Genomic DNA, 20,246 nt, shown 5'->3' with positions numbered 1-20,246 from the left:
CCTCCTCAGCGCAGGTGGGCGTCGAACCAGTTCAGCGCCCGGTGCCAGGCCTCGGCCGCGCCGGTCTCGAACGGGAAGCGCACGACGTCGGTGGCCACCTGGGCCGAGCCCGCCGCGTCGCGGAGCTTCTCGACCTCCTCGGCGCTGGGGCTCTCGACGTCGGAGCGGTAGAGCCCCAGCCACGGCACGCGCAGCTCCCCCGCGACCTCGACGAGGGCGGGCAGGCCGTCCGACAGCGGCTCCAGGATGCCGCCGCCCGCGACCGTGACGGCCGCGCCGATGTCCCGCCGGGCGGCCACGACCAGCGCGACGGCGCCGCCGAGCTCGAAGCCGATGACGCCGATGCGGTCGAGCGCCACCTCGCGCGCGGCCAGCCACGCGAAGCCGATGTCGGTCGCGGCCAGCACCGAGTCCCCCGACAGGGCGCTGACCTTGTCGCGGGCCTCCTCCTCGGCGACCTCGTGCGACCCCGACGGGTACAGGTGCGGGACGACCACCAGCCAGCCCTCGCTCGCCAGGCCCGCGACCATGCCGATGACGGTGTCGGTGATGCCGCGGGACTCGTGCAGCACGACCAGCCCGCCGCGCACCACCCCGTCCGGTTCGGCGTACGTCAGCCGCAGGGCGCGGCCGTCGTCGAGCCGGAAGTCCGCTGTGTGGGTCTGAGCCATACCCCACCCAACCATGCTGGGGTGAACACCAGTCAACGTGATCACCCGCTCACTCATTGTGGCGTACTAGTTTGCGGGTAGCGTCACCACGCGACGGACGAGGAGCTGTGTATGAGCGTGCGAACCCGCGCCGACCTGGCCGCACTGCCCGGCTACGTGCCCGGCCGCAGCATCCCCGGGGCGGTGAAACTGGCCAGCAACGAGGTCTCGCTCGGGCCGCTGCCCAGTGTCGTGGCGGCGGTGGCCGAGGCCGCGGGCCGGATCAACCGCTACCCGGACAGCGGGGCGGGCGAGCTGGTGGCGCGGCTGGCGGCCAAGCTGGGCGTGACCGAGGCCCAGGTCTCGGTGGGCTGCGGCTCGGTGACCCTGTGCCAGCAGCTGGTGCAGGCGACCTGCACCGCCGACGACGACGTGCTGTTCGGCTGGCGGTCGTTCGAGGCGTACCCGATCATCACCCAGGTCGTCGGCGCCGGTCAGACCCGGGTCCCGCTGACCGCCGACCAGGCGCTCGACATCGACGCGATGGCGGCGGCCGTCACCGGCAAGACGCGGCTGGCGTTCGTCTGCACGCCGAACAACCCCACCGGGACGGCGCTGACCAAGCCGGAGCTGGACCGCTTCTTCGACGCGGTGCCCGAGGACGTCCTCGTGGTCATCGACGAGGCGTACCGGGAGTTCGTGGACGACCCGTCCGTGCCCGACGGCGTCGAGGTGGCCAAGGGGCAGTGGGCGCGCGGGCGGGACAACGTCGCGGTGCTGCGCACGTTCTCCAAGGCGTACGGCCTCGCCGGGCTGCGGGTGGGCTACCTGGTGGCCCCGGACGCGGTGACCGACGCGGTGCGCAAGGTGTTCGTGCCGTTCGGGGTGAACGCGCTGGCGCAGGTGGCGGCCCTGGCGTCGCTGGACGCCGAGGACGAGCTGCTGGCCCGCTGCCGCGACATCGTCGCCGAGCGCGCCCGGGTGCGCGCGGCGCTGCTGGAGCTGGGCTACACCGTCCCGGTGTCGCAGGCCAACTTCGTGTGGCTGCCGCTGGGCGAGCGCACGGCGGCGTTCAACGAGCACTGCCTGGAGAACAAGGTCGTGGTGCGCGCGTTCGCGGGCGACGGCGCGCGGGTCACCATCGGCACGCCGGAGGAGAACGACCTGTTCCTGGCGGCGGCGAAGTCGTTCTGACGGGGAGTGGAGCGTCCTTCGTGGACGCTCCACTCACGCCAGCAGTTGGACGATCGCGGCGATGCCGACGACGACGATCACGCCCCGCAGCACGGTCGGCGAGAGCCTGCGGCCCACCTTGGCCCCGATGAGCCCGCCGATGACCGCGCCGACGGCGATGAGCGCCACGGCGAGCCAGGCGACCTCGGCGACGAAGATGAACACGATGCCCGAGGCCAGGTTCACGATCGCGGCGAGCACGTTCTTGATGCCGTTGATCCGCTGCAGGCTCTCGTCCATCAGGATGCCCATGATGGCCAGCAGCAGAACCCCTTGCGCCGCCCCGAAATAGCCGCCGTAGATGCCCGTGGCGAAGACGGCGAACAACAGCCCGACCCCGCCGTGGACGTGCACTTCGGACTGCCGCTCGCCGAGCTTGCGCGCCAACCACGGCTGCGCGACGACGAGCACCAGCGCCACCACGATCAACACGGGCACGATCGCCTCGAACGCCGACGGCGGCAGCACGAGCAGCAACACCGCACCGACGAGCCCGCCGATCAGGGATGCCGTCCCCATGCGCAGCAGCCGCCCGCGCTGCCCGGCGAGCTCATGCCGATACCCGATCGCCCCGGTCACCGAGCCGGGCACGAGCCCCAACGAGTTCGACACGTTCGCCACCACCGGCGGATACCCGACCGCCAACAACACCGGGAAGGTGACCAGCGTGCCGGAGCCGACGACGGTGTTGATGCCGCCAGCGAACACCCCGGCCAGCACCACACCCAGCGCTTCCCAGACGGTCACCGGTTTCGTCCCATCATCGGCCGACCTTATCCCGAGGCGGGCACCCAGCCCCGGTGAAACCGGTCACCGCCTCAAGCCTACGGCTCGCATGAGCACCACGAACAGGGTCTCAGGTGAGCGGTCTTGCGAAGGCGCTCACCGTCGTCTACCTTACTTCCTTACGGTCTCAAGGAAGTAAGGAAGTGCGTCGATGCCGAACGTCCCCATCTCCGATGAGGTGTTCAAGGCGATACAGAGCCGCGCGGAACCGTTGGTCGACACCGTTGACACAGTCCTGCGCAGGCTCCTGGGTCTGCAACCTGAGCCCGCGGCGTCCAAGCCGGGGGGTCTCTCCGCCCTGCTGGCCGCCGGCCTGCTCAACCCGAACGACGAACTGGTGTGGCGCCGCCCCCAGCTAGGCCACCTCCATCGCGCCACGGTGATGGCCAATGGCTGCATCCGTTTGGAGAACGGGACCGTCGCCAAGACGCCGTCCGGCGCCTGCTCCGAACTGACCAATACCAGCGCGGACGGATGGGAGGAATGGCGGCGCGCTTCGGACGACGTCCGACTGGACGAGCTGCGACGACAGGCGGGCATCTCGGTCACAAGGCGCAAGCGAAAGCCGAGCAGCTGACGGTACTCCTTGGCCTCGACCCGACATCGCCAGCTGGCCACATCGATCTATCCACAAAGGATGGACACGATCGCCGTCCTTCTACAACGCCTCAGGCGGTGACGAACCTATCGTCACGTTTCTCCCCGCCTCCAGCATTTCAAGTTCATGAAGACGTCGTCGCAGCACATCCAAGCTCACAGGATGCAGGGCCTCGAGCGCTTGTAGCACGGAACGGATAGCTCGGTACAGCTTGACGTGCGCGTCCTCGTCCATAACGAGATCAGTGCTGGCATCAACGTCTTCGAGTTGTCGCTCCAAAGCATTCCGCATGCCTATCCAATTGTCGACAGTTGTGGGAAACGACGTCACTCAAGCCTCCCGGACCTCAACGATCCGAGGTGTCGCTCCCAGCCCCACCGCTTGTTCCGCCTTGCGCATGGCCCAAGCCTTGGTCCGACACGAGGACGAGCAGTGCCTTCGTGGCCTGCCCTTGCCGCCGTAGACGACCTCACGTCCGCACCCCGCACAAGTCGTGGACACGGGGCGATCCCTGCCGGTCATGCCGCTCACCACCAAAGTCTTTCGTCAACACGTAAATCATAATGTCAACACGTGAACTCGAAAGACGAACCTCATTTCGCGCGCCGAGCGGTAGGTGGAAACTGAGGAAGAATCCGGAACCGCAGTTCAGTCGCATCACTAGTTTGACGGCTAACCATTCGTCGATTCGGCCCAACTAGTCAGCATGTGCCGTTTGACGCAAATAAGCATTGGGTGGCGCTTCCGGGCCACCATCAACTTGTACAACCATCCCGGAAGGTTAGATGTTCCTGGGAGTGCGCGGACGGCCCCGGCCAGGGGGCCGTCCGCCCCGCGAGTCATCAAGGGACCGGCGGTGACCGCACTCCCACCCGCATCCTGAAGCGGTCAAACCACAAGCCGTCCGCACCAGGAACCATCGGTAAAGGAGTTCAGTCATGACCATAGGGTCCGAGGACCCTCACCCGCCAGAACCGCGCCCCAAGCGGCCTTGTGGATGCGCCAAGAGGTCTCAACTGCTTGAGGCGGTCGCCATGGCCGCCAGCTCGTGGGCGGCGACAGCGCGGATAACCGTACTTCTGGCCGTTTCCGCGTTCGCGGTGCTCGCGGTCTGCCGGTTCATGGAGCACGCCGATGGGCTGCTTGCCGTGTTCGAGTTGCTGAACCCGGCCAACCGCGCTTCGGTCGCGGGTGTCATCAGTTGATTTGATCGTGCAGGTCAAGCGTTCAGCCATACGGACGGGGCGCGTCACCTGGCGCGCCCCGTCATAGTCGCCCTGATCAGGCAATGCGGAGGCGGAGGGATTTGAACCCCCGGACGGTTGCCCGTCTTCCGCTTTCAAGGCGGATGCATTCGGCCGCTCTGCCACGCCTCCCGGTGTGGGTTCAGCCTAGAGGGCGGGGTCAGGACAGGTCGAGGTGGGCGATCACGCGCTCGAAGAGGGCGGCGACGACGGTCTGTTCGTCTTCGGTCATGAGATCGACGAGGTGTTCGCGGACGCCCTCGACGTGGGTGGGGGCTGCGGTGCGGAGGATCTCCAGGCCGCGGGGGGTGATCTCGGCGATGACGCCGCGGGCGTCGTCGGGGCAGTTGAGGCGGGTGACCAGGCCGGACTTCTCCATGCGGGCGATCTGGTGGGACAGCCTGCTCTTCGATGACGCCACCTGGCCCGCCAGGTGGCTCATGCGCATCCGGCCCTCCGGCTGCTCGGAGAGGCGGACGAGGACCTCGTAGTCGGCCAGGGCGATCTGGTGACGCTCCTGGAGCTCGCGGTTGAGCTGCTGGCGCAGCAGTTCGCTGCCGATGACGTAGGCCCGCCACGCCCGCATCTCCGCCGGGCTCAGCCAGCGTGGTTCGGTGCTCACGGAGGTCACCGGACCAGGTTACGGGGTGCGGACAGGGAAACGAGCAGTTCACGCAGCAGGTCGGTCAGGGCGTCGCGGCGGGCCGGGGGGATGTCGGCGACCAGGGCGTGTTCGAGGGCGAGGTGGGTGGCCACGGCCTCGTCCACCAGGGCCCGGCCCTCGTCGGTGAGGCGGACGCGGACTCCTCTGCGGTCCTGGGGGTCGGGGTCGCGGGCGACGAGGCCGCGGCGCTCCAGGCGGTCGATGCGGTGGGTGGTGGCGCCCGAGCTGATCATCATGGTGGCCTGGAGCCTGCCCACGGTCAGCGTGTGCGGCGCGCCCGCGCGGCGGAGGGTGGCGAGGACGTCGAAGTCGGCACCGGTGAGGCCGTGGCGGGCGAAGTTGGCCTCCAGCTCCCGGCTCACCACGGCGGCCAGGCGGGTGAGGCGCCCGAACAGGCCCATCGGGGCCACGTCGAGGTCCGGGCGCTCGCGGCGCCATTGTTCGAGGATGTCGTCCACCTGGTCGCGCATCGGATCAGTGTGCCGGCTGGCTTGACGGAGAGGTATCTTCAAATCGAGATACTTGACGTCGAGGGGATACACCATGGTGCTGCGGACGGCAATCGCGCCGGTGCTCTGGGGGTCCACGTACCTGGTGACGACCGAGTTCCTGCCGCCGTCGCCCATGTGGATCGCCGTGCTGCGGGCCCTGCCCGCAGGCCTGCTCCTGCTCGCGATCAGACCCGGGATGCCGAGCGGGCCGTGGCTGGGCCGCCTCTTCGCGCTCGGCGGGCTGAACATCGGCGTGTTCTTCGCGCTGCTGTTCGTCTCCGCCACGCGGCTGCCCGGCGGGGTGGCGGCGACGCTGGGCGCGGCGCAGGTGGTTGTGGTGCTCGGACTCGCCGCGCTGTGGCTGAAGGAGCCGGTGACCCTGCGCAAGGCGGCCGTCGCCGTCGCAGGCATCGCGGGCGTGAGCCTGCTGGTCCTGCGGGGCAGCCAGGCGCTCGACCCGATCGGGGTGCTGGCCGGGCTGGGCACCGCGGTCTCGCTCGGCGCCGGACTCGTCCTGACCCGCAAGTGGGGCGCGCCGCCCGGCATGACCGCGCTCACCGCCACCGGATGGCAGCTACTCGGCGGGTCGATTCTCCTTGTGCCGCTGGCCATCGCCACCGAGGGTGCGCCGCCGTCGCTCGACTGGGTGGCCGTCGGCGGGTTCGTGTGGCTCACGCTGATCAGCACGGCCCTGGCGTACGTGCTGTTCTTCTCCGGTCTCCGCAGGCTTTCCGCGGGCCAGGTGTCGCTGCTCGGCCTTGCCAGCCCGCTCACCGCGACGGTGCTGGGCTGGGCGGCGCTCGACCAGACGCTCACCGGATGGCAGCTCGCCGGGGCCGCGCTGGTGCTCGGCGCGGTCGTCGTCGGCCAGCGACCGTCCCGGCCGAACGCAAGATCGTCCGATTCGGACAGTAGCGGCGAGGTTCACCGGTTCAGGACGCCGGAAAGGGTTGTGTGATCAGGCACACAGGCGCAAGATGGGTGATGGCTGGCCCGAGTGGACACGGACGCACCAGCCCAGCAGTGCGCCCGCCGCCGCGACCGGCCGAGAGAGGTCAGGTGGTGCCGTGCCGGAACGAGAGACACACCATCAGTAGCGGCATTCGGCTGCTGCGACCCCGCGGGCGGAACGAACCGCATCGGTCCGACCGTGATTGTGAGCAGTGACCGGACCGGTCGTCAGACCGACGCCCCGTGTGTGGCTGCGCGAGGCCCGGTCTCCCGACGCCGTTGAGCCTGACATTCGGATGCGGCCTCTGCGCCCTCCGGCCAGGCTCCGCGCCGGACCGGAACACCGCCGCTACGTCACCGTGGGAAACCTGGGCGCGGCCCCCGACGGCGGGCCGCGCCCAGGCATGTGTCCTAGGCTCGGACCCACGAGAGCCGACGGGAGACAACCGTGCAGTTCGATGACGATGTCGCGCTGGACACCTCGCAGGTCCAGGACGCGCGGGGCGGTGGGATCGGCGGCCGGGTCGCGCTGGGCGGCGGTGGACTCGGCATCGTCGGGTTCCTCATCTACTTCGTGCTCAACCAGCTCGGCGGCCTGCCCGCGGGCGTGCCGCTGAGCACCGGGGACGCGGCCCCTGGCCAGCCGGTCAGCAGCAGCGACCTGGCCTCGGAGTGCCGGACCGGCCGCGACGCCAACACCAAGCCCGACTGCGCGCGCGTCGCGATCATCAACTCGATCCAGGCCTACTGGGCCGACGAGTTCGCCCGCGCCGGGAGCACCTACCGGGAGGCGGACACCACCTTCTTCCGCGGCGCGGTGAACACCGGCTGCGGGAGCGCGACCGCCGACGTCGGCCCGTTCTACTGCCCCGCCGACCAGGGCGTCTACGTCGACCTGACGTTCTTCGACGAGCTCAAGACCCGCTTCGGCGCCCAGGGCGGCACGTTCGCCGAGGCCTACGTGCTCGCCCACGAGTACGGCCACCACGTGCAGAACCTGCTCGGCACGTCGGACCGGGTCGGCAGGGGAACCGGCCCGACCTCGGGCAGCGTCCGGCTGGAGCTGCAGGCCGACTGCTACGCGGGCGTCTGGGCCAACCACGCGACCACGACGCCCAGCGCGAGCGGCAAGCCGCTGATCACCAGCATCACCCAGGACGACATCAACCGGGCGGTGGACGTGGCCGAGCGCATCGGCGACGACTTCATCCAGGAGAACCTCGGCGGCGGCCAGGTCGACGAGTCGCAGTTCAGCCACGGGACGTCGGCCCAGCGCGAGAAGTGGTTCCTGGCAGGGGTCAACGGCGGCCAGCCGACCCAGTGCGACACCTTCGGCGCCCGGGACCTCGGATAGCGCGAACGCCCCCGCCCTCGGTGGCGGGGGCGTTCGCCGCACTCGGTCAGGCGATGGCCTGGTCGACGTGGATGCAGCCGGGACCGGCGTTGCCGCTCGCCGCCGTCATCCGCGCGTCGTCCTGGGCCATCTGCGTGCGCATCACCGACTTCTGCGCCAGCCGGACGTCGGCACGCTCGGCCTTGGCCGCGGCGACCTGCTTGGCCGTGGCCCGCGGCGGGACGCCGTTGATGTCCTCGGTGCTGATGCCGTAGGAGGCGACGACCCACGCCATGGCGTCGGCGTTGCGGTCCAGCGCGACCCGGTCGATGTTGCCGAGGTTGTCGCACTTCAGGTGGTAGCACGGGTCGTAGGCGACACCGGCCTCGCCGCCCCACTTCGCCGCCTGCGCCTCGGTCTTGATCCCCTCGGCCCCGGTGAACAGCCCGCCCGCCGGGATGCCCTGGGCGATGAACTCGCCGTAGTCCGAGCGGCCGGTGAAGTCCGAGCCCTCGGTGGGCGTGCCGGTGGCCTCCAGGAAGTCGACGAACGCCGCCTCGATCTGCGCCGAGCCGTACGGGCCGGGACCCGCGCCGACGGCATCGGAGTTGTCGCCGTCATAGACGAAGTGCGCGGCGTTCGGCGAGCCGATCATGTCGAAGTTGAGGTACAGCGCGATGTCCAACTGTTCCTCGAAGCTCAGCGACCGCACGTAGCGCGTGGACCCGACCAGGCCCAGCTCCTCGGCGCCCCACCACGCGAAGCGCACGGCGTTGTTGACCCGAGGGGAGCCGCCCAGGCGCAGGGCGGTCTCCAGCAGCGCGGCGCTGCCGGTGCCGTTGTCGTTGATGCCGGGACCGGCGACGACGCTGTCGAGGTGGGCGCCCGCCATCACGACGTTGTCCTTGCGGCCGGTCGTGGTCTCGGCGAGCAGGTTGTAGGTCGTGCGCTCCTCGCGCAGCGCGCGCAGTTCCAAGGTGACGGTGCCGCCCGCGGCGGCCAGCGCCTCGCCGTCAGCCCTGGTGATGCCGCCGACGGGCAGCTTGGCGGCCTCGACCGAGCCGAGGGTGCCGTTCACCGGGCCGTCGGCGTTGTTGTAGACGATCGCGGCCACGGCGCCCGCGTCGAAGGCGGCCTGGTTCTTCTGGGCGAAGGTGCAGGCGCCGCGCTGGACCAGCGCGATCTTGCCAGCGGCGTCGGTGTAGTCGCTCGCCTCGCAGCCGGGGGTGTCGTCGACGGCGGCGACGGCCAGCGGGGCGGTCACGCCGCCGACCGGGGTCGACAGGCTGTAGGTCATGATCGTGATCGGGATGGTCCGGTCACCGGCCTTGAGCGTCTGCGCCAGGGTCTGGGTGAAGGTGAACGGGAAGGCCTCCCTGGTCACCTCGAACCCGGCCTCGGTCAGCTTCTCCTGGAGGTAGCCCACCGAGGCGTCGTAGCCCGGCGTGCCGGAGGCGCGGGTGCCGCCGTTGCGGTCGGCGAGGCGCTGGAAGGCGATGAGGTGCCGGTTCACGGCGGCCCCGGTCACCTTCGTGACGAGGTTCCTGGCCAGCGCGGGGCCGTCCGGCAGCGCGGACGCGGTCGGCGCGGCCACCGACGGGATCGTGGAGAACGCGAGCGCGCCCGCCGCCACCATGACGGCGGCGCTGACGCGGAGCGTGTGAGGTTTGGGCATGCAGGTCCCCTTACTCGGATGAGTGCCAGCCGGTGACCGCCCCGACGCGGTCCGTGCTCCGGCGAGAGCCACCCTCACGTGCTCCCGGCTACCGGTCAAGGGGTGTCCCTTACCAACGTCACATGCCGATATTCCGTCACCTGTCACCTCAGACAAAAAGAACTCCGTGCCGCCAGGTGGCGGCACGGAGTTCTTCCGGTTGGGTGATTCAGGAGGTCGCGGCGTGCGAGTGCCCGCCGTGGTGCTCGTGCGCCTGGCTCTCGATCACCGAGAGCCGGTAGGCAGCCCGGGCGTCGCGGTCGGACACGGCGGCCATGGTGGTGGTCTTGCCCGCGGTGGCCATGCGCGGCGGGGCGCCGTTGATGTCCTCGGTGCTGATGCCGTAGGACGCGGTCACCCACGCCATGGCGTCGGCGTTGCGGTCCAGCGCCACGCGGTCGACGTTGCCCAGGTTGTCGCACGCCTGGTGGTAGCACGGGTCGTAGGCAACGCCCGCCTCGCCGCCCCAGCGGGCGGCCTGCGCCTCGGTCTTGACGCCCTCGGCCCCGGTGAACAGGCCACCGGCCGGGATGCCCTGGGCGATGAACTCGCCGTAGTCCGAGCGGCCGGAGAAGTCGGTGCCCTCGGTCTCGACGCCGGTGGCGCCGAGGAAGTCGACGAACGCCGCCTCGATCTGCGCCGAGCCGTACGGGCCCTCGCCCGCGCCGACGGCGTCGGAGTCGTCGCCGTCGTAGACGAAGTACGCCGCGTTCGGCGAGCCGATCATGTCGAAGTTCAGGTACAGCGCGATGTCCAGCTGCTGCTCGAAGGTCAGCGACTGCACGTACTTGGTCGAGCCGATCAGGCCCAGCTCCTCCGCGCCCCACCAGGCGAAGCGGACCGCGTTGTTGACCTTGGGCGAGCCGCCGAGGCGGATCGCGGTCTCCAGCAGCGCGGCGCTGCCGGTGCCGTTGTCGTTGATGCCGGGGCCGACCTCGACGCTGTCGAGGTGCGCGCCCGCCATGACCACGTTGTCCGTGCGTCCGGTCCTGGTCTGGGCGACGACGTTGCGCGACGGGCGCTCCTCGATGTGGAAGCGCATGTCGACCGTGGCGGAGGTGCCGCCGAGGCCGAACAGGGTGTCGCCGTCGGCCTTGCTCACGCCGCCGGTCGGGACCACGCCGTCGACGACGGTGACGCCGCTCAGCGGACCGTCGACGTTGTTGGCGACCAGCACCGCGACCGCACCCGCGGCGTGGGCGTTCTTCGCCTTGGACTCGAAGGTGCAGGCGCCGCGGCGGATCAGCGCGACCGCGCCGGTCATCGGCAGGCCCGCGAAGTCCGAGGCCTCGCAGCCGGGGGTGGCGTCCTGCGGGACGGCGACCAGCGGGCCGGTCACACCGCCCTCGGGGGTCTGCGGCGACTCCTCCATCGGGATCGCCTCGACCCGAGTGTCGCCTACCTGGGCGAAGGCCGCGTCGAGGACCTGCACCGGGTAGGTGAACTCCGGGGTGGTGACGTCGTAGCCCGCGTCGCGCAGCTTGTCGGCGATGTAGTCGACGCTCGCGTCGTAGCCGGGGGTGCCCGCCGCGCGCGAGCCGCCGTTGCGGTCGGCGAGGCGCTGGAAGGCGATGAGGTGGCGGTTGATGCCGCTGACGGTGACCTTCTTGACCAGGTTCCTGGCGAGCGCGGGGCCGTCGGGCAACTGCGTCTGCGCGCTCGCGGGCACCGAGGTGAACGCGAGGCCGGCGCAGGCCGCGAGCAGAAGCGCGCCCGCCTTGACCGGTGTCCGAGTGGACATAGGTGATCTTCCCTTCGTGGGGGTGGAACGTGCCGGCCAAGATCCCCGACATTTCCGGCGTGCGTGACTCTTACCTGTGATCCGCTCGTGGTCAAGAGTTCATCTGCGACTGTGACCCGACCGGGGTGCGATTACCGTTGTCGGCATGCAGGCGATCACGATTTCCGCCCCCGGCGGACCGGAAGCGCTGGTCTGGACGGCGGCACCGGATCCGACACCCGGCCCCGGCGAGGTGCTGGTGCGCGTCGCGGCGACGGCGGTGAACCGGGCCGACCTCTTGCAGCGCAAGGGTTTCTACCCGCCCCCTCCGGGATCGTCGGAGATTGTCGGGTTGGAATGCTCGGGAACGGTGGTCGAAGTGGCCCCCGACGTCACCGGCTGGTCCATCGGCGACGAGGTGTGCGCGCTGCTCGCGGGCGGCGGCTACGCCGAACTGGTCGCGGTCCCCGCCGCGCAGCTCATGCCGGTGCCGTCCGGTGTGGACCTGGTGAGCGCGGCGGCGCTGCCGGAGGTCGCGTGCACGGTGTGGTCCAACGTGGTCCAGACCGCCCGGCTGGGCGTCGGCGAGACGCTGCTGGTGCACGGCGGCGCTGGCGGGATCGGCACGCACGCCATCCAGGTCGGGAAAGCGCTCGGCGCGACGGTCGCGGTGACCGCCGGTTCTGCCGAACGGCTCACCCGGTGCGCCGAATTGGGGGCGGACATAACGCTGGATTACCGGTCCACCGCTTTCGAGGACGAAGTCGCCGCCGATGTCATCCTCGACAACATGGGCGCGAAATACCTCTCCCGCAATATCGCCGCGCTGAAGCGGGGCGGGCGCCTGGTCGTGATCGGGATGCAGGGCGGCACCAAGGCCGAGTTCGACATCGGCGCGGTGCTGGCGAAGAACGCCGTGGTGACCGCGACGAGCCTGCGCTACCGGCCGATCGCGGAGAAGGGCGCCATCTGCGCGGCGGTGGCGGAGCACGTCTGGCCGCTGATCGCGTCGGGCGCGGTGCGGCCGGTGGTCCACGAGGTGCTGCCCCTGCCCCGGGCCGCCGACGCCCACCGGATGCTGGAGGCGGGCGGCGTGTTCGGGAAGCTGGTGCTAGCGGCTGAGGGCTGAGACGAGCTGGTCCACCTCGACCGCGGTCGTGTAGTGGGCCAGCCCCACCCGGATCGCGCCGCCGACCTCGCCGACGCCGAGGGTGGCGAACACGCCGGTCGGGGTGTCGTCGGCGAAGGCGCAGATCCCGTGCTCGGCGAGGTCCTCGACCACCTCGGCGGCCTTGCGGTCGGCCACGGTGAAGGCCAGCGCGGGGATGCGGCGCATGGCGTCGCCGATGACCATGACGTGCCGCAGCTGGCGCAGGTCGCCGATCAGCCGCGACAGCAGGCCCGCCTGGTAGCTCTTGGCCGAGCTGATCGAGGTGGCGATGCGCTCGCGGCGGGTGCCGGTGGCGGCGTCGTCGAGCTCGGCGAGGTAGTCGACGGAGGCGACCAGGCCCGCCAGCATCGGGTAGGCGTGGCCGCCGAGTTCGAGCCTGCGCGGGCCGGTGGCGCGCGGGTCGAGCGAGCTGGCGGGCAGCCGGTCGATGGCGGCCGGGTCGGCGAAGACGAGCGCGGCCACCGCCGGTCCGCCCCACGCGCTCGCCGACACCGCGATCACGTCGGCGCCGAGCGCGGCGATGTCCATCGGGACGAAGGGGGCGGCCGACGAGGCGTCGACGACGACGAAGGCGCCCTGCTCCTTGGCCTGGGCGATGATCCTGGGCAGGTCGGGCCGGGTGCCGACCGCCCCGGACGCCGCGGTCACGGCGACGACCCTGGTGCGGTGCGAGATGAGGTTCTCGTACTGCCAGGCGGGCAGCTCGCAGGTCTCGATGTCGATCTCGGCCCAGCGCACGGTCGCGCCCGCCCGCTGGGCCACGCGCAGCCACGGGACGGTGTTGGCCTGGTGGTCCAGCCGGGAGAGGGCGACCTCGTCGCCGATCAGCCAGCGCTCGCCCAGCGCCTCGGCCAGCCGGTCGAGCAGCACGGCCGGGTTGGGGCCGAGCACGACCCCGTTGGCGTCGCCGTTGACCAGGTCGGCCACGGCGCGGCGGGCGGCGTCCTCGATGGCCTCGGCGCGCTGCGAGGCCGGGAACAGCCCGCCCGGGCCGGACACCGGGGCGCGCAGCGCGGTCGACACCGCGGTCGCTACCTGTTCGGGCACTTGCATTCCGGCGGGCGAGTCCAGGTGCACCCAGCCGTCACCCAGCGCGGGGAACAGCCCGCGAATTCGAGCGACGTCGAAGGCCATGCGCCACACCGTACGCAGGTCCGCCATCGGTCGTTTCCCGGGTCCGCGGGGCGGCTACCCTCGCACCCATGAGCGAGCCCGGACAGCGCGACGAGACCAACGAGCAGGCCCACCACGTGATGGTCGTGGGCCCGGACGGCTCCCCGCTCGGCGCCGCCCGCATCAACGAGGACGGCTCCGGCGAGTCGGTCGGCGACATGGTCGAGCAGCCCGCCAAGGTCATGCGGATCGGCACCATGATCAAGCAGCTGCTGGAGGAAGTGCGCGCCGCGCCGCTGGACGAGGCCAGCCGCAACCGCCTCCGCGAGATCCACACGCGCTCCATCAAGGAGCTCGAGGACGGGCTGGCGCCGGAGCTGGTGGAGGAGCTGGAGCGGCTGTCGCTGCCGTTCACCGAGGGCGGCACGCCGTCGGACGCGGAGCTGCGGATCGCCCAGGCGCAGCTGGTCGGCTGGCTCGAGGGGCTGTTCCACGGCATCCAGACGGCGCTGTTCGCCCAGCAGATGGCGGCGCGCGTCCAGCTGGAGCAGATGCGCCGCGGCCTGCCCGCCGGTCAGGGCGCGACGCCGGAGGGTCCGAACCTCCGCGGAACAGGTCAGTACCTGTAGGTGAGGAAGGGCCGGTCCTCGGTCACCAGGCGGTAGCCCGCGCTGGCGAACAGCCGCCGGGACGCCGTGTTGTCAGCGTGCACGCGGGCCAGCAGCCGGGTGCCGGGGACCGTGTCCTGGGCGGCTTGGAGGATCGGCCGCGCGAGGCCGCGACCGCGCGCTTCCGGCGCGATCGTGATGCTGACCTCGACACCGCCCGGGACGGGGTCGAACCGGACCACGCCGACGGGGACGCCCGCCTCCTCGGCGATGAGCAGGCGCCGGTCCTGGGCGAGCCAGCGGCGGTGGGTCTCGGGCGAGACCGGGTCGGGGTTGACGGACCAGCGCCGGGTGCCGGGGTCGTTGCGCCAGGCGAGAAGCCGGTCGGCGTCGGCTGGGGTGGCCCGGCGGACGGTGAGCTGAGCGGCGGCGTCGAGGATGCGGCGGGCGCCGTGCCCGTCGACCGCTCGGCTGGCGGCCCGCGCGAGGTCGTGGCGGGCGGTGGGGGTGGTGAGCAGGTGGTGGAGGGTGTCGACGGCGGCTGGGCTGGTGAGGTCGCCGAGCCCCGCGGCGAGGCCCTGGGCGACGGCGGCGGTGTAGTTGGGGATCTGGTTGTCGGCAATGACGGCCACCGCGGTGGGGACGCCTAGGCAGCACAGCTCGAGCAGGGTGACGCCCGCGGCGCTGATGACGAGGTCGGCGGAGGCGAGCAGGGCGGGCAGGTCGGGGTGCGGGCGGACGACCTCGATCTCGACGGGAGCCGAGCGCGCGGAGGGCGGGGCGATCGCCTCGGCGGCGGGGGTAGGGCGGTGCCCTGCGGGTAGGCCGCCGGTCTCGATGGGGGCAAGGCGGTCAGTGGGCAGTCCGCCGCCCTCGGCGGAGGCGAGGCGGTCGGCGGGCAGGCCGCCGGTCTCGATGGGGGCAAGGCGGCCAGCGGGCAGGCCGCCGGTGTCGGCGGGGGCGAGGCGGTCGGCGGGCAGGCCGCCAGCCTCGGTGAGGGCGAGGCGATCAGCGGGCAGGCCGCCAGCCTCGGCGGGGGCAAGGCGGTCGGGTGGGTCGCCAGGCTCCACGGTGGTGGGTGCGGGGAAGCGGGGGAATCTGGTGGCGGTGGGGTTCAGGGGTGTGGTGGAGACGGCGGTGATGTGTAGGGGGAGGTTGGTGGCGTGGAGTGCTGCCACGGCTGCCGATACCGCGTGAGGTGTTGTGCCGCCGCCCATTGAGACCACGACGCGGAGGTGGGAGGACGGGGTGGGGTGGGCGCGTCGGGTGCGGACGGCGGTGCGGATGGGGGCGTAGGTGGGGCCGCGGAGGATCAAGGGGGTGCCGTCGGCCGGGCGGGGGGTGGGGGCGAGGTTGCAGTCGACGGCCACGTCGGCTTTGCGGCGGCCGTGGGGGCCGTCTTCGAGGGAGACCAGGCGGGCTTCCGGCGGGGTGATGGCGCCGTAGTGGTCGATCAGGACGATGTCGGCGTCGGTCCAGTCCGGGCGGATCTCCACGCCTAGGGCGGCCAGGTGGGTGGTGAGCCAGTCGACGCCGGTGAGGGTGCCGGTGAGGGTCACCGTCCAGCCTCGGGCCACCGCCTCCTCCGCGATCGCCACGCACCTGGCCAGGTGGCCTGCGCCGATGGTGGGGTTCGCGTCGGCGCGGAGGAGGAGTCTCACGGGCTTGCCTGCTCGACGTGCGCGTTCCTGGCCGCGACCGACGGGTGGGCCCGCAGGTACGCCACCACGTCCCGCATGCGGGGTTCGCCCAGGGCCGCGACCACCGTCTCGATGACCGCCGCGTCCTCCGGGGTGTCGAGGGTGACGCGCAGGTCGGACGCGTCGGGGCTGGCGACCACGCCCGCGCAGCGGTACCGCGGATCGGTGTAGACGCCGCTGGTCACGTGTTCGCGGTGGGGTCCGTCGGGCACGGCGGCCTGGGCGAAGAGGACATCGGTGCGGACGACCTCGGCGTCGTAGCCGCGGGGCATCGTGCGGACCAGGGTGTTGCTGACGTAGTCCACCGACGGGTCGGCCCGCCAGAGCCCCACCACCTGGTCGAGCACGCCGGGGTCGAGCAGCGGGCAGTCGGCGGTCAGGCGCAGCACGGCGTCGCACGGGAACCGGTCGGCGGCCATGAGGAAGCGGGCGAGGACGTCGTCGAGCGGGCCGCGGACCACCTCGGCGTCGGCGGCGAGGGCGATCGGGTCGTCCGAGGGGTCGTCCGAGGTCGCGACGATGACGCGGTCGACGGCGGCGCGGTGGGCCGCGCGGGCGACCCAGTCCAGCACCGGGCGGCCGCCGAGGTCGCGCAGGACCTTGCCGGGCAGCCGGGTGGAGGACATGCGGGCCTGGATGACCGCGTTCACGCGCACGGATGCCATGATGGCGCACCCGGTAGTCAAACCGACGCGGAGGGTGAACATGCTCGACGGCGCCAGCATCCTGCTGACGGGCGGCACCGGCTCGTTCGGCCGCGCGTTCATCGCCCACGCCCTCGCCGAGCTGGACCCGGCGAAGGTGATCGTGCTCAGCCGTGACGAGCTCAAGCAGTACGAGGCGCGCAGGCAGTTCGGCGACGATCCCCGGCTGCGCTGGTTCATCGGCGACATCCGCGACAGACGCAGACTCGAACGGGCCATGCGCGGCGTCGACTACGTCGTCCACGCCGCCGCCCTCAAGCAGGTCGACACCGGCGAGTACAACGCCTTCGAGTTCGTGCGCACCAACGTGCACGGCTCCCAGAACGTCATCGAGGCCGCCATCGACTGCGGCGTGAAGCGGGTCGTGGCGCTGTCGACGGACAAGGCGTCGAGCCCGATCAACCTCTACGGCGCCACCAAGCTGTGCGCGGACCGGATGTTCATCAGCGCCAACCACTACGCCGCCGGGCACCCCACCCGGTTCGCGGTCGTGCGCTACGGCAACGTGATGGGCTCGCGGGGCAGCGTCATCCCGTACTTCCGGGGCCTGGCCGAGCGCGGGGAGACGCTGCCGATCACCGACAAGCGGATGACCCGCTTCTGGATCACGCTGCCGCAGGCCGTCCGGTTCGTCGTGGACACCTTCGCGCTGATGCGCGGCGGCGAGCTGTACGTGCCGCGCATCCCGAGCATGCGACTGGTCGACCTCGCCCGCGCGATCGCCCCGCACTGCCCGACGCGCGAGATCGGCGTGCGGCCGGGCGAGAAGCTGCACGAGGAGATGATCGCGCCCGACGAGTCCCGCCGGACCCTGCTGCACGGCGACCGCTACATCGTCGTGCCGCACATCGCGGGCTGGGGCTACGAGCCGCCCGCCGCGGGCGTGCCGGTGCCCGACGGGTTCGCCTACCGCTCCGACACCAACGACCTCTGGCTTGACGAGGACTCGCTGCGCACGCTGGTCGACGCGCATGGCTGAGGTGCTCCCCTACGGCCGCCAGTCCGTCGACGAGTCCGACGTCGCCGCCGTCGCCGCCGTGCTGCGCGGCGACTGGCTCACCACCGGCCCCGCGGTCGACCGGTTCGAGGCCGACCTGGCCGCGTGGACCGGCGCGCCCGCCGTCGCCGTCACCTCCGGCACGGCCGCGCTGCACGTCGCCTACGCGGCGGCGGGCGTCGGCCAGGGCGACGAGGTGGTGTGCTCGCCGATGACGTTCGTGGCCACCGCCGCCTGCGCCGCTCTGCGCGGCGCGCGAGTGGTGTTCGCCGACGTCGAGGACGAGACGCTGACCCTGGACCCCGCCGCGGTGGCCACCACCGCCCGCACGCGGGTCGTCGCCGCCGTGGACTACGCGGGCCACCCCGCCGACTACGACGCCCTGCGCCGCGTGCAGGGCGACGCCCTGCTGCTGGCCGACGCCGCGCACTCCGTCGGCGGGACGTGGCGGGGCCGCCCGGTCGGCTCGCTGGCCGACCTGACCACGTTCTCCTTCTTCCCCACCAAGAACCTCACCACCGGCGAGGGTGGCGCGGTGGTGTCGGCCGATCCCGCCCTGCTGGCGCGGGCCCGCCGCTTCCGCAACCACGGCCTGGTCCGCGACCGCGCCGAGCAGCGCTTCCCCGACGAGGGCGGCTGGCACCAGGAAGTGCACGAGTTCGGCCTCAACTACCGCCTGCCGGACGTGCTCTGCGCGCTCGGCAGCAGCCAGCTCCGCCGCCTGCCCGCCTTCAAGGCCCGCCGCGCCGCCGTCGCCGAGCGCTACCGCGACGGATTGGCCGACCTGCCCGGGCTGCGCCTGCCGACCCGGCGGCCGGAGGCCGACCCCGTGTGGCACCTGTACGCCGTGCGCGTCCTGGAGGGCCGCCGCAGGGCCCTGTACGACCATCTGCGGGCCGCGGGCATCGGGGTGCAGGTGAACTACGTCCCGGCGTACTGGCACCCCGTCTTCGCCGACCTGGGCTACCGGCGCGGCCTGTGCCCGGTCGCCGAGCGGTTCTACGCCGAGCAGCTGTCCCTGCCGCTGTTCCCCGACCTCGCCGACGCCGACGTGGACCGCGTCATCGCGGCCGTCCGCGCCTTCTTCGGGGCCTAGACCAGGTCCCAGCTCAGCGGCGTGCCCCGGGCGACGTCGGCGCGGAACGCGCGGCCGAGCACGGTCTCCAGCGCGGCGGGTGGCAGACCCCCGGCCGGGCGGATGGACCGCACGTTGTCGCGGGACACCGCCTCCCCGGCCCGCACGTCGGCCACGACGTACAGCGACCGGCGGAACCGCAGCCCCTCCCGCTCGCTCGGCCGCGGCCCCACGCGGCCCTCCCCCAGCGCCGACCACGCCCGCTCGCTCTCCACGACCAGCGCGGCCAGCTCGGCGGGCTCCAGCGAGAACGCGCTGTCCACGCCGCCGTCGGCGCGCGAGAGCGTCACGTGCTTCTCGATCAGGCACGCGCCCAGCGCCACGGCCGCCAGCGGCACGCCGATCCCGGGCGTGTGGTCGGACAGCCCCACCAGCGCGCCGGTCGCGGCCAGCAGCGGCAGCCCGCGCAGGTCGGTCTCGCTCGGGTCGGCGGGGTAGGCCGCCGTGCATCCCAGGACGACGATCTGGTCGTTGCCCGCCGCCCTGGCCGTCTCCACGGCCGCGGACACCTCGGCGAGCGTCCCCATGCCGGTGGAGATGATCAGCGGCTTGCCCGTGCGCGCGCACAGCTCGATCAGCGGCAGGTCCACCAGCTCGGACGAGGCGATCTTGTACGCCGGGGCGTCCAGCGACTCCAGCAGTTCCACGGCGGTGGGGTCGAACGGGCTGGAGAACACCGTCAGCCCGCGCGACCGCGCCCGCGCGAACAGCGGCCCGTGCCACTCCCACGGGGTGTGCGCGCGGCGGTAGAGCGAGTACAGCGTCTCCCCGCCCCAGAGCGCGTGCCCGTCGGAGACGCGGAACTCCGGCCGGTCGACGTCGATGGTGATCGTGTCGGCGGTGTAGGTCTGCAGCTTGAGCGCCTGGGCCCCGGAGTCGGCCACGGCGTCGACGATCGCCAGCGCGCGCTCCAGCGAGCCGTTGTGGTTGCCCGACATCTCGGCCACGACGAACGGCCGGTGGCCGGGCCCGACCCGGTGGCCGCCGATGCGCACGCTCACGCGAGCCGCTCCTCCAGCCTGCCGAGCCGTTCCTCGTACTGGGCCACGCCGGTCAGCCGCACCCGGATCCGGGCGTGCTCGCGGCGGATCTCATCGATGAGCGAGCGGGCGGGCGCGGCCTCGGTGTCGCGCCACGCCGGGCCCGCCGCGATCAGGTCGTCGAGCTCGGCCAGCCGGGCCTCCAGGGCCGCGACCTGCGGGATGACCCGCTCCAGCTCGTTGGCCGTCCAGCCGTGCACGCGCTCGACCTCGGCCAGCCTGCGCTCGTGCTCGTCGATGCGGCGGTCGTGGTGGGCGCGCTCCTCGGCGAAGCGCCGCTCGTGCTCGGCGAGCCGGTGGCCGACGGCGAGGTCGATCCGGAAGTCGATCAGCCGGGCGACACGCTCGGCGAGGCGGCCGCGGACGGCGGCGACGGTTTCCCGCATGGGTCTCA

At 72.0% G+C, this 20,246-nt stretch carries 20 protein-coding genes and 1 tRNA gene; 9 read left to right on the top strand and 12 right to left on the bottom strand.

Translation table 11 applies throughout. The features are described 5' to 3' along the window. Positions 1–5: 5 nt before the first annotated feature. On the bottom strand, positions 6–671 hold the full coding sequence (locus Actkin_RS00965) for a dienelactone hydrolase family protein (RefSeq protein WP_258905496.1): 666 nt from the start codon (positions 669–671) through the stop codon (positions 6–8). A 111-nt stretch (positions 672–782) separates the two neighbouring features. Between Actkin_RS00965 and hisC the strand changes: the two genes are divergently transcribed. Beyond that, positions 783–1,844 (top strand): histidinol-phosphate transaminase, encoded by a 1,062-nt coding sequence (gene hisC / locus Actkin_RS00960; protein ID WP_258905495.1) that lies wholly within the window; start codon positions 783–785, stop codon positions 1,842–1,844. A gap of 33 nt (positions 1,845–1,877) precedes the next feature. Here the strand turns inward: hisC and Actkin_RS00955 are convergent, their stop codons facing one another. Then, complete coding sequence (locus Actkin_RS00955) at positions 1,878–2,630, bottom strand: sulfite exporter TauE/SafE family protein (protein WP_189208864.1); 753 nt, start codon at positions 2,628–2,630, stop codon at positions 1,878–1,880. 190 nt (positions 2,631–2,820) lie between these two features. Here Actkin_RS00955 and Actkin_RS00950 point away from each other — a divergent pair, with 190 nt between their 5' ends. Together Actkin_RS00950 and Actkin_RS00945 are read left to right on the top strand one after the other, a co-directional pair. After that, positions 2,821–3,246 carry a restriction system modified-DNA reader domain-containing protein gene (locus Actkin_RS00950; RefSeq protein ID WP_258905494.1) on the top strand — a complete coding sequence of 142 codons (426 nt, stop codon included), beginning with the start codon at positions 2,821–2,823 and terminating at the stop codon, positions 3,244–3,246. Positions 3,247–4,301: 1,055 nt separating this feature from the next. Then, positions 4,302–4,472 (top strand): hypothetical protein, encoded by a 171-nt coding sequence (locus Actkin_RS00945; protein ID WP_258905493.1) that lies wholly within the window; start codon positions 4,302–4,304, stop codon positions 4,470–4,472. Between the two features lie 86 nt (positions 4,473–4,558). On the opposite strand, the gene Actkin_RS00940 is transcribed toward Actkin_RS00945, so the two are convergent. The 3 genes from Actkin_RS00940 to Actkin_RS00930 all read right to left on the bottom strand — a co-directional run bounded on the left by Actkin_RS00940 (position 4,559) and on the right by Actkin_RS00930 (position 5,645). Beyond that, a tRNA-Ser gene (locus tag Actkin_RS00940) sits at positions 4,559–4,643 on the bottom strand. A gap of 28 nt (positions 4,644–4,671) precedes the next feature. After that, entirely contained in the window at positions 4,672–5,097 is a 426-nt protein-coding gene (locus Actkin_RS00935) for a MarR family winged helix-turn-helix transcriptional regulator (protein ID WP_189210038.1), read from the bottom strand. A gap of 41 nt (positions 5,098–5,138) precedes the next feature. After that, entirely contained in the window at positions 5,139–5,645 is a 507-nt protein-coding gene (locus Actkin_RS00930; RefSeq protein ID WP_189208866.1) for a MarR family winged helix-turn-helix transcriptional regulator, read from the bottom strand. Between the two features lie 73 nt (positions 5,646–5,718). Between Actkin_RS00930 and Actkin_RS00925 the strand changes: the two genes are divergently transcribed. Together Actkin_RS00925 and Actkin_RS00920 are read left to right on the top strand one after the other, a co-directional pair. Beyond that, complete coding sequence (locus Actkin_RS00925; RefSeq protein WP_258905492.1) at positions 5,719–6,624, top strand: EamA family transporter; 906 nt, start codon at positions 5,719–5,721, stop codon at positions 6,622–6,624. Between the two features lie 441 nt (positions 6,625–7,065). After that, positions 7,066–7,971, top strand: coding sequence for a KPN_02809 family neutral zinc metallopeptidase (locus Actkin_RS00920; protein ID WP_258905491.1), 906 nt, complete (start codon positions 7,066–7,068; stop codon positions 7,969–7,971). A 46-nt stretch (positions 7,972–8,017) separates the two neighbouring features. Here the strand turns inward: Actkin_RS00920 and Actkin_RS00915 are convergent, their stop codons facing one another. Next, a complete protein-coding gene (locus Actkin_RS00915; RefSeq protein WP_258905490.1) occupies positions 8,018–9,625 on the bottom strand; it encodes a M28 family metallopeptidase in 1,608 nt (535 codons plus the stop codon). A gap of 208 nt (positions 9,626–9,833) precedes the next feature. Continuing rightward, positions 9,834–11,405: a M28 family metallopeptidase gene (locus tag Actkin_RS00910; RefSeq protein WP_258905487.1), complete on the bottom strand. Its 1,572-nt coding sequence runs from the start codon at positions 11,403–11,405 to the stop codon at positions 9,834–9,836. Positions 11,406–11,550: 145 nt separating this feature from the next. Here Actkin_RS00910 and Actkin_RS00905 point away from each other — a divergent pair, with 145 nt between their 5' ends. Further along, positions 11,551–12,513 carry an NAD(P)H-quinone oxidoreductase gene (locus Actkin_RS00905; RefSeq protein WP_258905486.1) on the top strand — a complete coding sequence of 321 codons (963 nt, stop codon included), beginning with the start codon at positions 11,551–11,553 and terminating at the stop codon, positions 12,511–12,513. Here Actkin_RS00905 and Actkin_RS00900 read toward each other — a convergent pair. After that, complete coding sequence (locus tag Actkin_RS00900) at positions 12,496–13,689, bottom strand: cysteine desulfurase-like protein (RefSeq protein ID WP_189208871.1); 1,194 nt, start codon at positions 13,687–13,689, stop codon at positions 12,496–12,498. The genes Actkin_RS00905 and Actkin_RS00900 overlap by 18 nt on opposite strands. Before the next feature lie 68 nt (positions 13,690–13,757). On the opposite strand from Actkin_RS00900, the gene Actkin_RS00895 reads away from it, so the two are divergent. Next, the gene (locus Actkin_RS00895; protein WP_189208872.1) at positions 13,758–14,297 is read left to right on the top strand and encodes a bacterial proteasome activator family protein; all 540 of its coding nucleotides are present in this window, start codon (positions 13,758–13,760) and stop codon (positions 14,295–14,297) included. On the opposite strand, the gene Actkin_RS32515 is transcribed toward Actkin_RS00895, so the two are convergent. Both Actkin_RS32515 and Actkin_RS00885 read right to left on the bottom strand, forming a co-directional pair. After that, a complete protein-coding gene (locus Actkin_RS32515) occupies positions 14,285–15,937 on the bottom strand; it encodes a bifunctional UDP-2,4-diacetamido-2,4,6-trideoxy-beta-L-altropyranose hydrolase/GNAT family N-acetyltransferase (RefSeq protein ID WP_309569100.1) in 1,653 nt (550 codons plus the stop codon). The genes Actkin_RS00895 and Actkin_RS32515 overlap by 13 nt on opposite strands. After that, a complete protein-coding gene (locus Actkin_RS00885) occupies positions 15,934–16,641 on the bottom strand; it encodes a cytidylyltransferase domain-containing protein (protein ID WP_258905483.1) in 708 nt (235 codons plus the stop codon). Before Actkin_RS00885 ends, Actkin_RS32515 begins: the two co-directional genes overlap by 4 nt. 40 nt (positions 16,642–16,681) lie before the next feature. On the opposite strand from Actkin_RS00885, the gene pseB reads away from it, so the two are divergent. After that, positions 16,682–17,659: a UDP-N-acetylglucosamine 4,6-dehydratase (inverting) gene (gene pseB, locus Actkin_RS00880; protein WP_396122922.1), complete on the top strand. Its 978-nt coding sequence runs from the start codon at positions 16,682–16,684 to the stop codon at positions 17,657–17,659. Next, on the top strand, positions 17,652–18,773 hold the full coding sequence (locus Actkin_RS00875; protein WP_258905482.1) for a DegT/DnrJ/EryC1/StrS family aminotransferase: 1,122 nt from the start codon (positions 17,652–17,654) through the stop codon (positions 18,771–18,773). Before pseB ends, Actkin_RS00875 begins: the two co-directional genes overlap by 8 nt. On the opposite strand, the gene pseI is transcribed toward Actkin_RS00875, so the two are convergent. Beyond that, on the bottom strand, positions 18,770–19,813 hold the full coding sequence (gene pseI, locus Actkin_RS00870; RefSeq protein ID WP_229786548.1) for a pseudaminic acid synthase: 1,044 nt from the start codon (positions 19,811–19,813) through the stop codon (positions 18,770–18,772). The two genes, Actkin_RS00875 and pseI, sit on opposite strands and share 4 nt — an antisense overlap. Beyond that, complete coding sequence (locus Actkin_RS00865; RefSeq protein WP_189208876.1) at positions 19,810–20,238, bottom strand: hypothetical protein; 429 nt, start codon at positions 20,236–20,238, stop codon at positions 19,810–19,812. The genes pseI and Actkin_RS00865 overlap by 4 nt, the downstream gene beginning before the upstream one ends. Positions 20,239–20,246 lie beyond the last annotated feature (8 nt).

The sequence above is a fragment of the Actinokineospora sp. UTMC 2448 genome, assembly GCF_024760565.1.
Classification (GTDB): Bacteria; Actinomycetota; Actinomycetes; order Mycobacteriales; family Pseudonocardiaceae; genus Actinokineospora; species Actinokineospora fastidiosa.
This window is presented reverse-complemented; position numbering and strand designations above follow the sequence as displayed.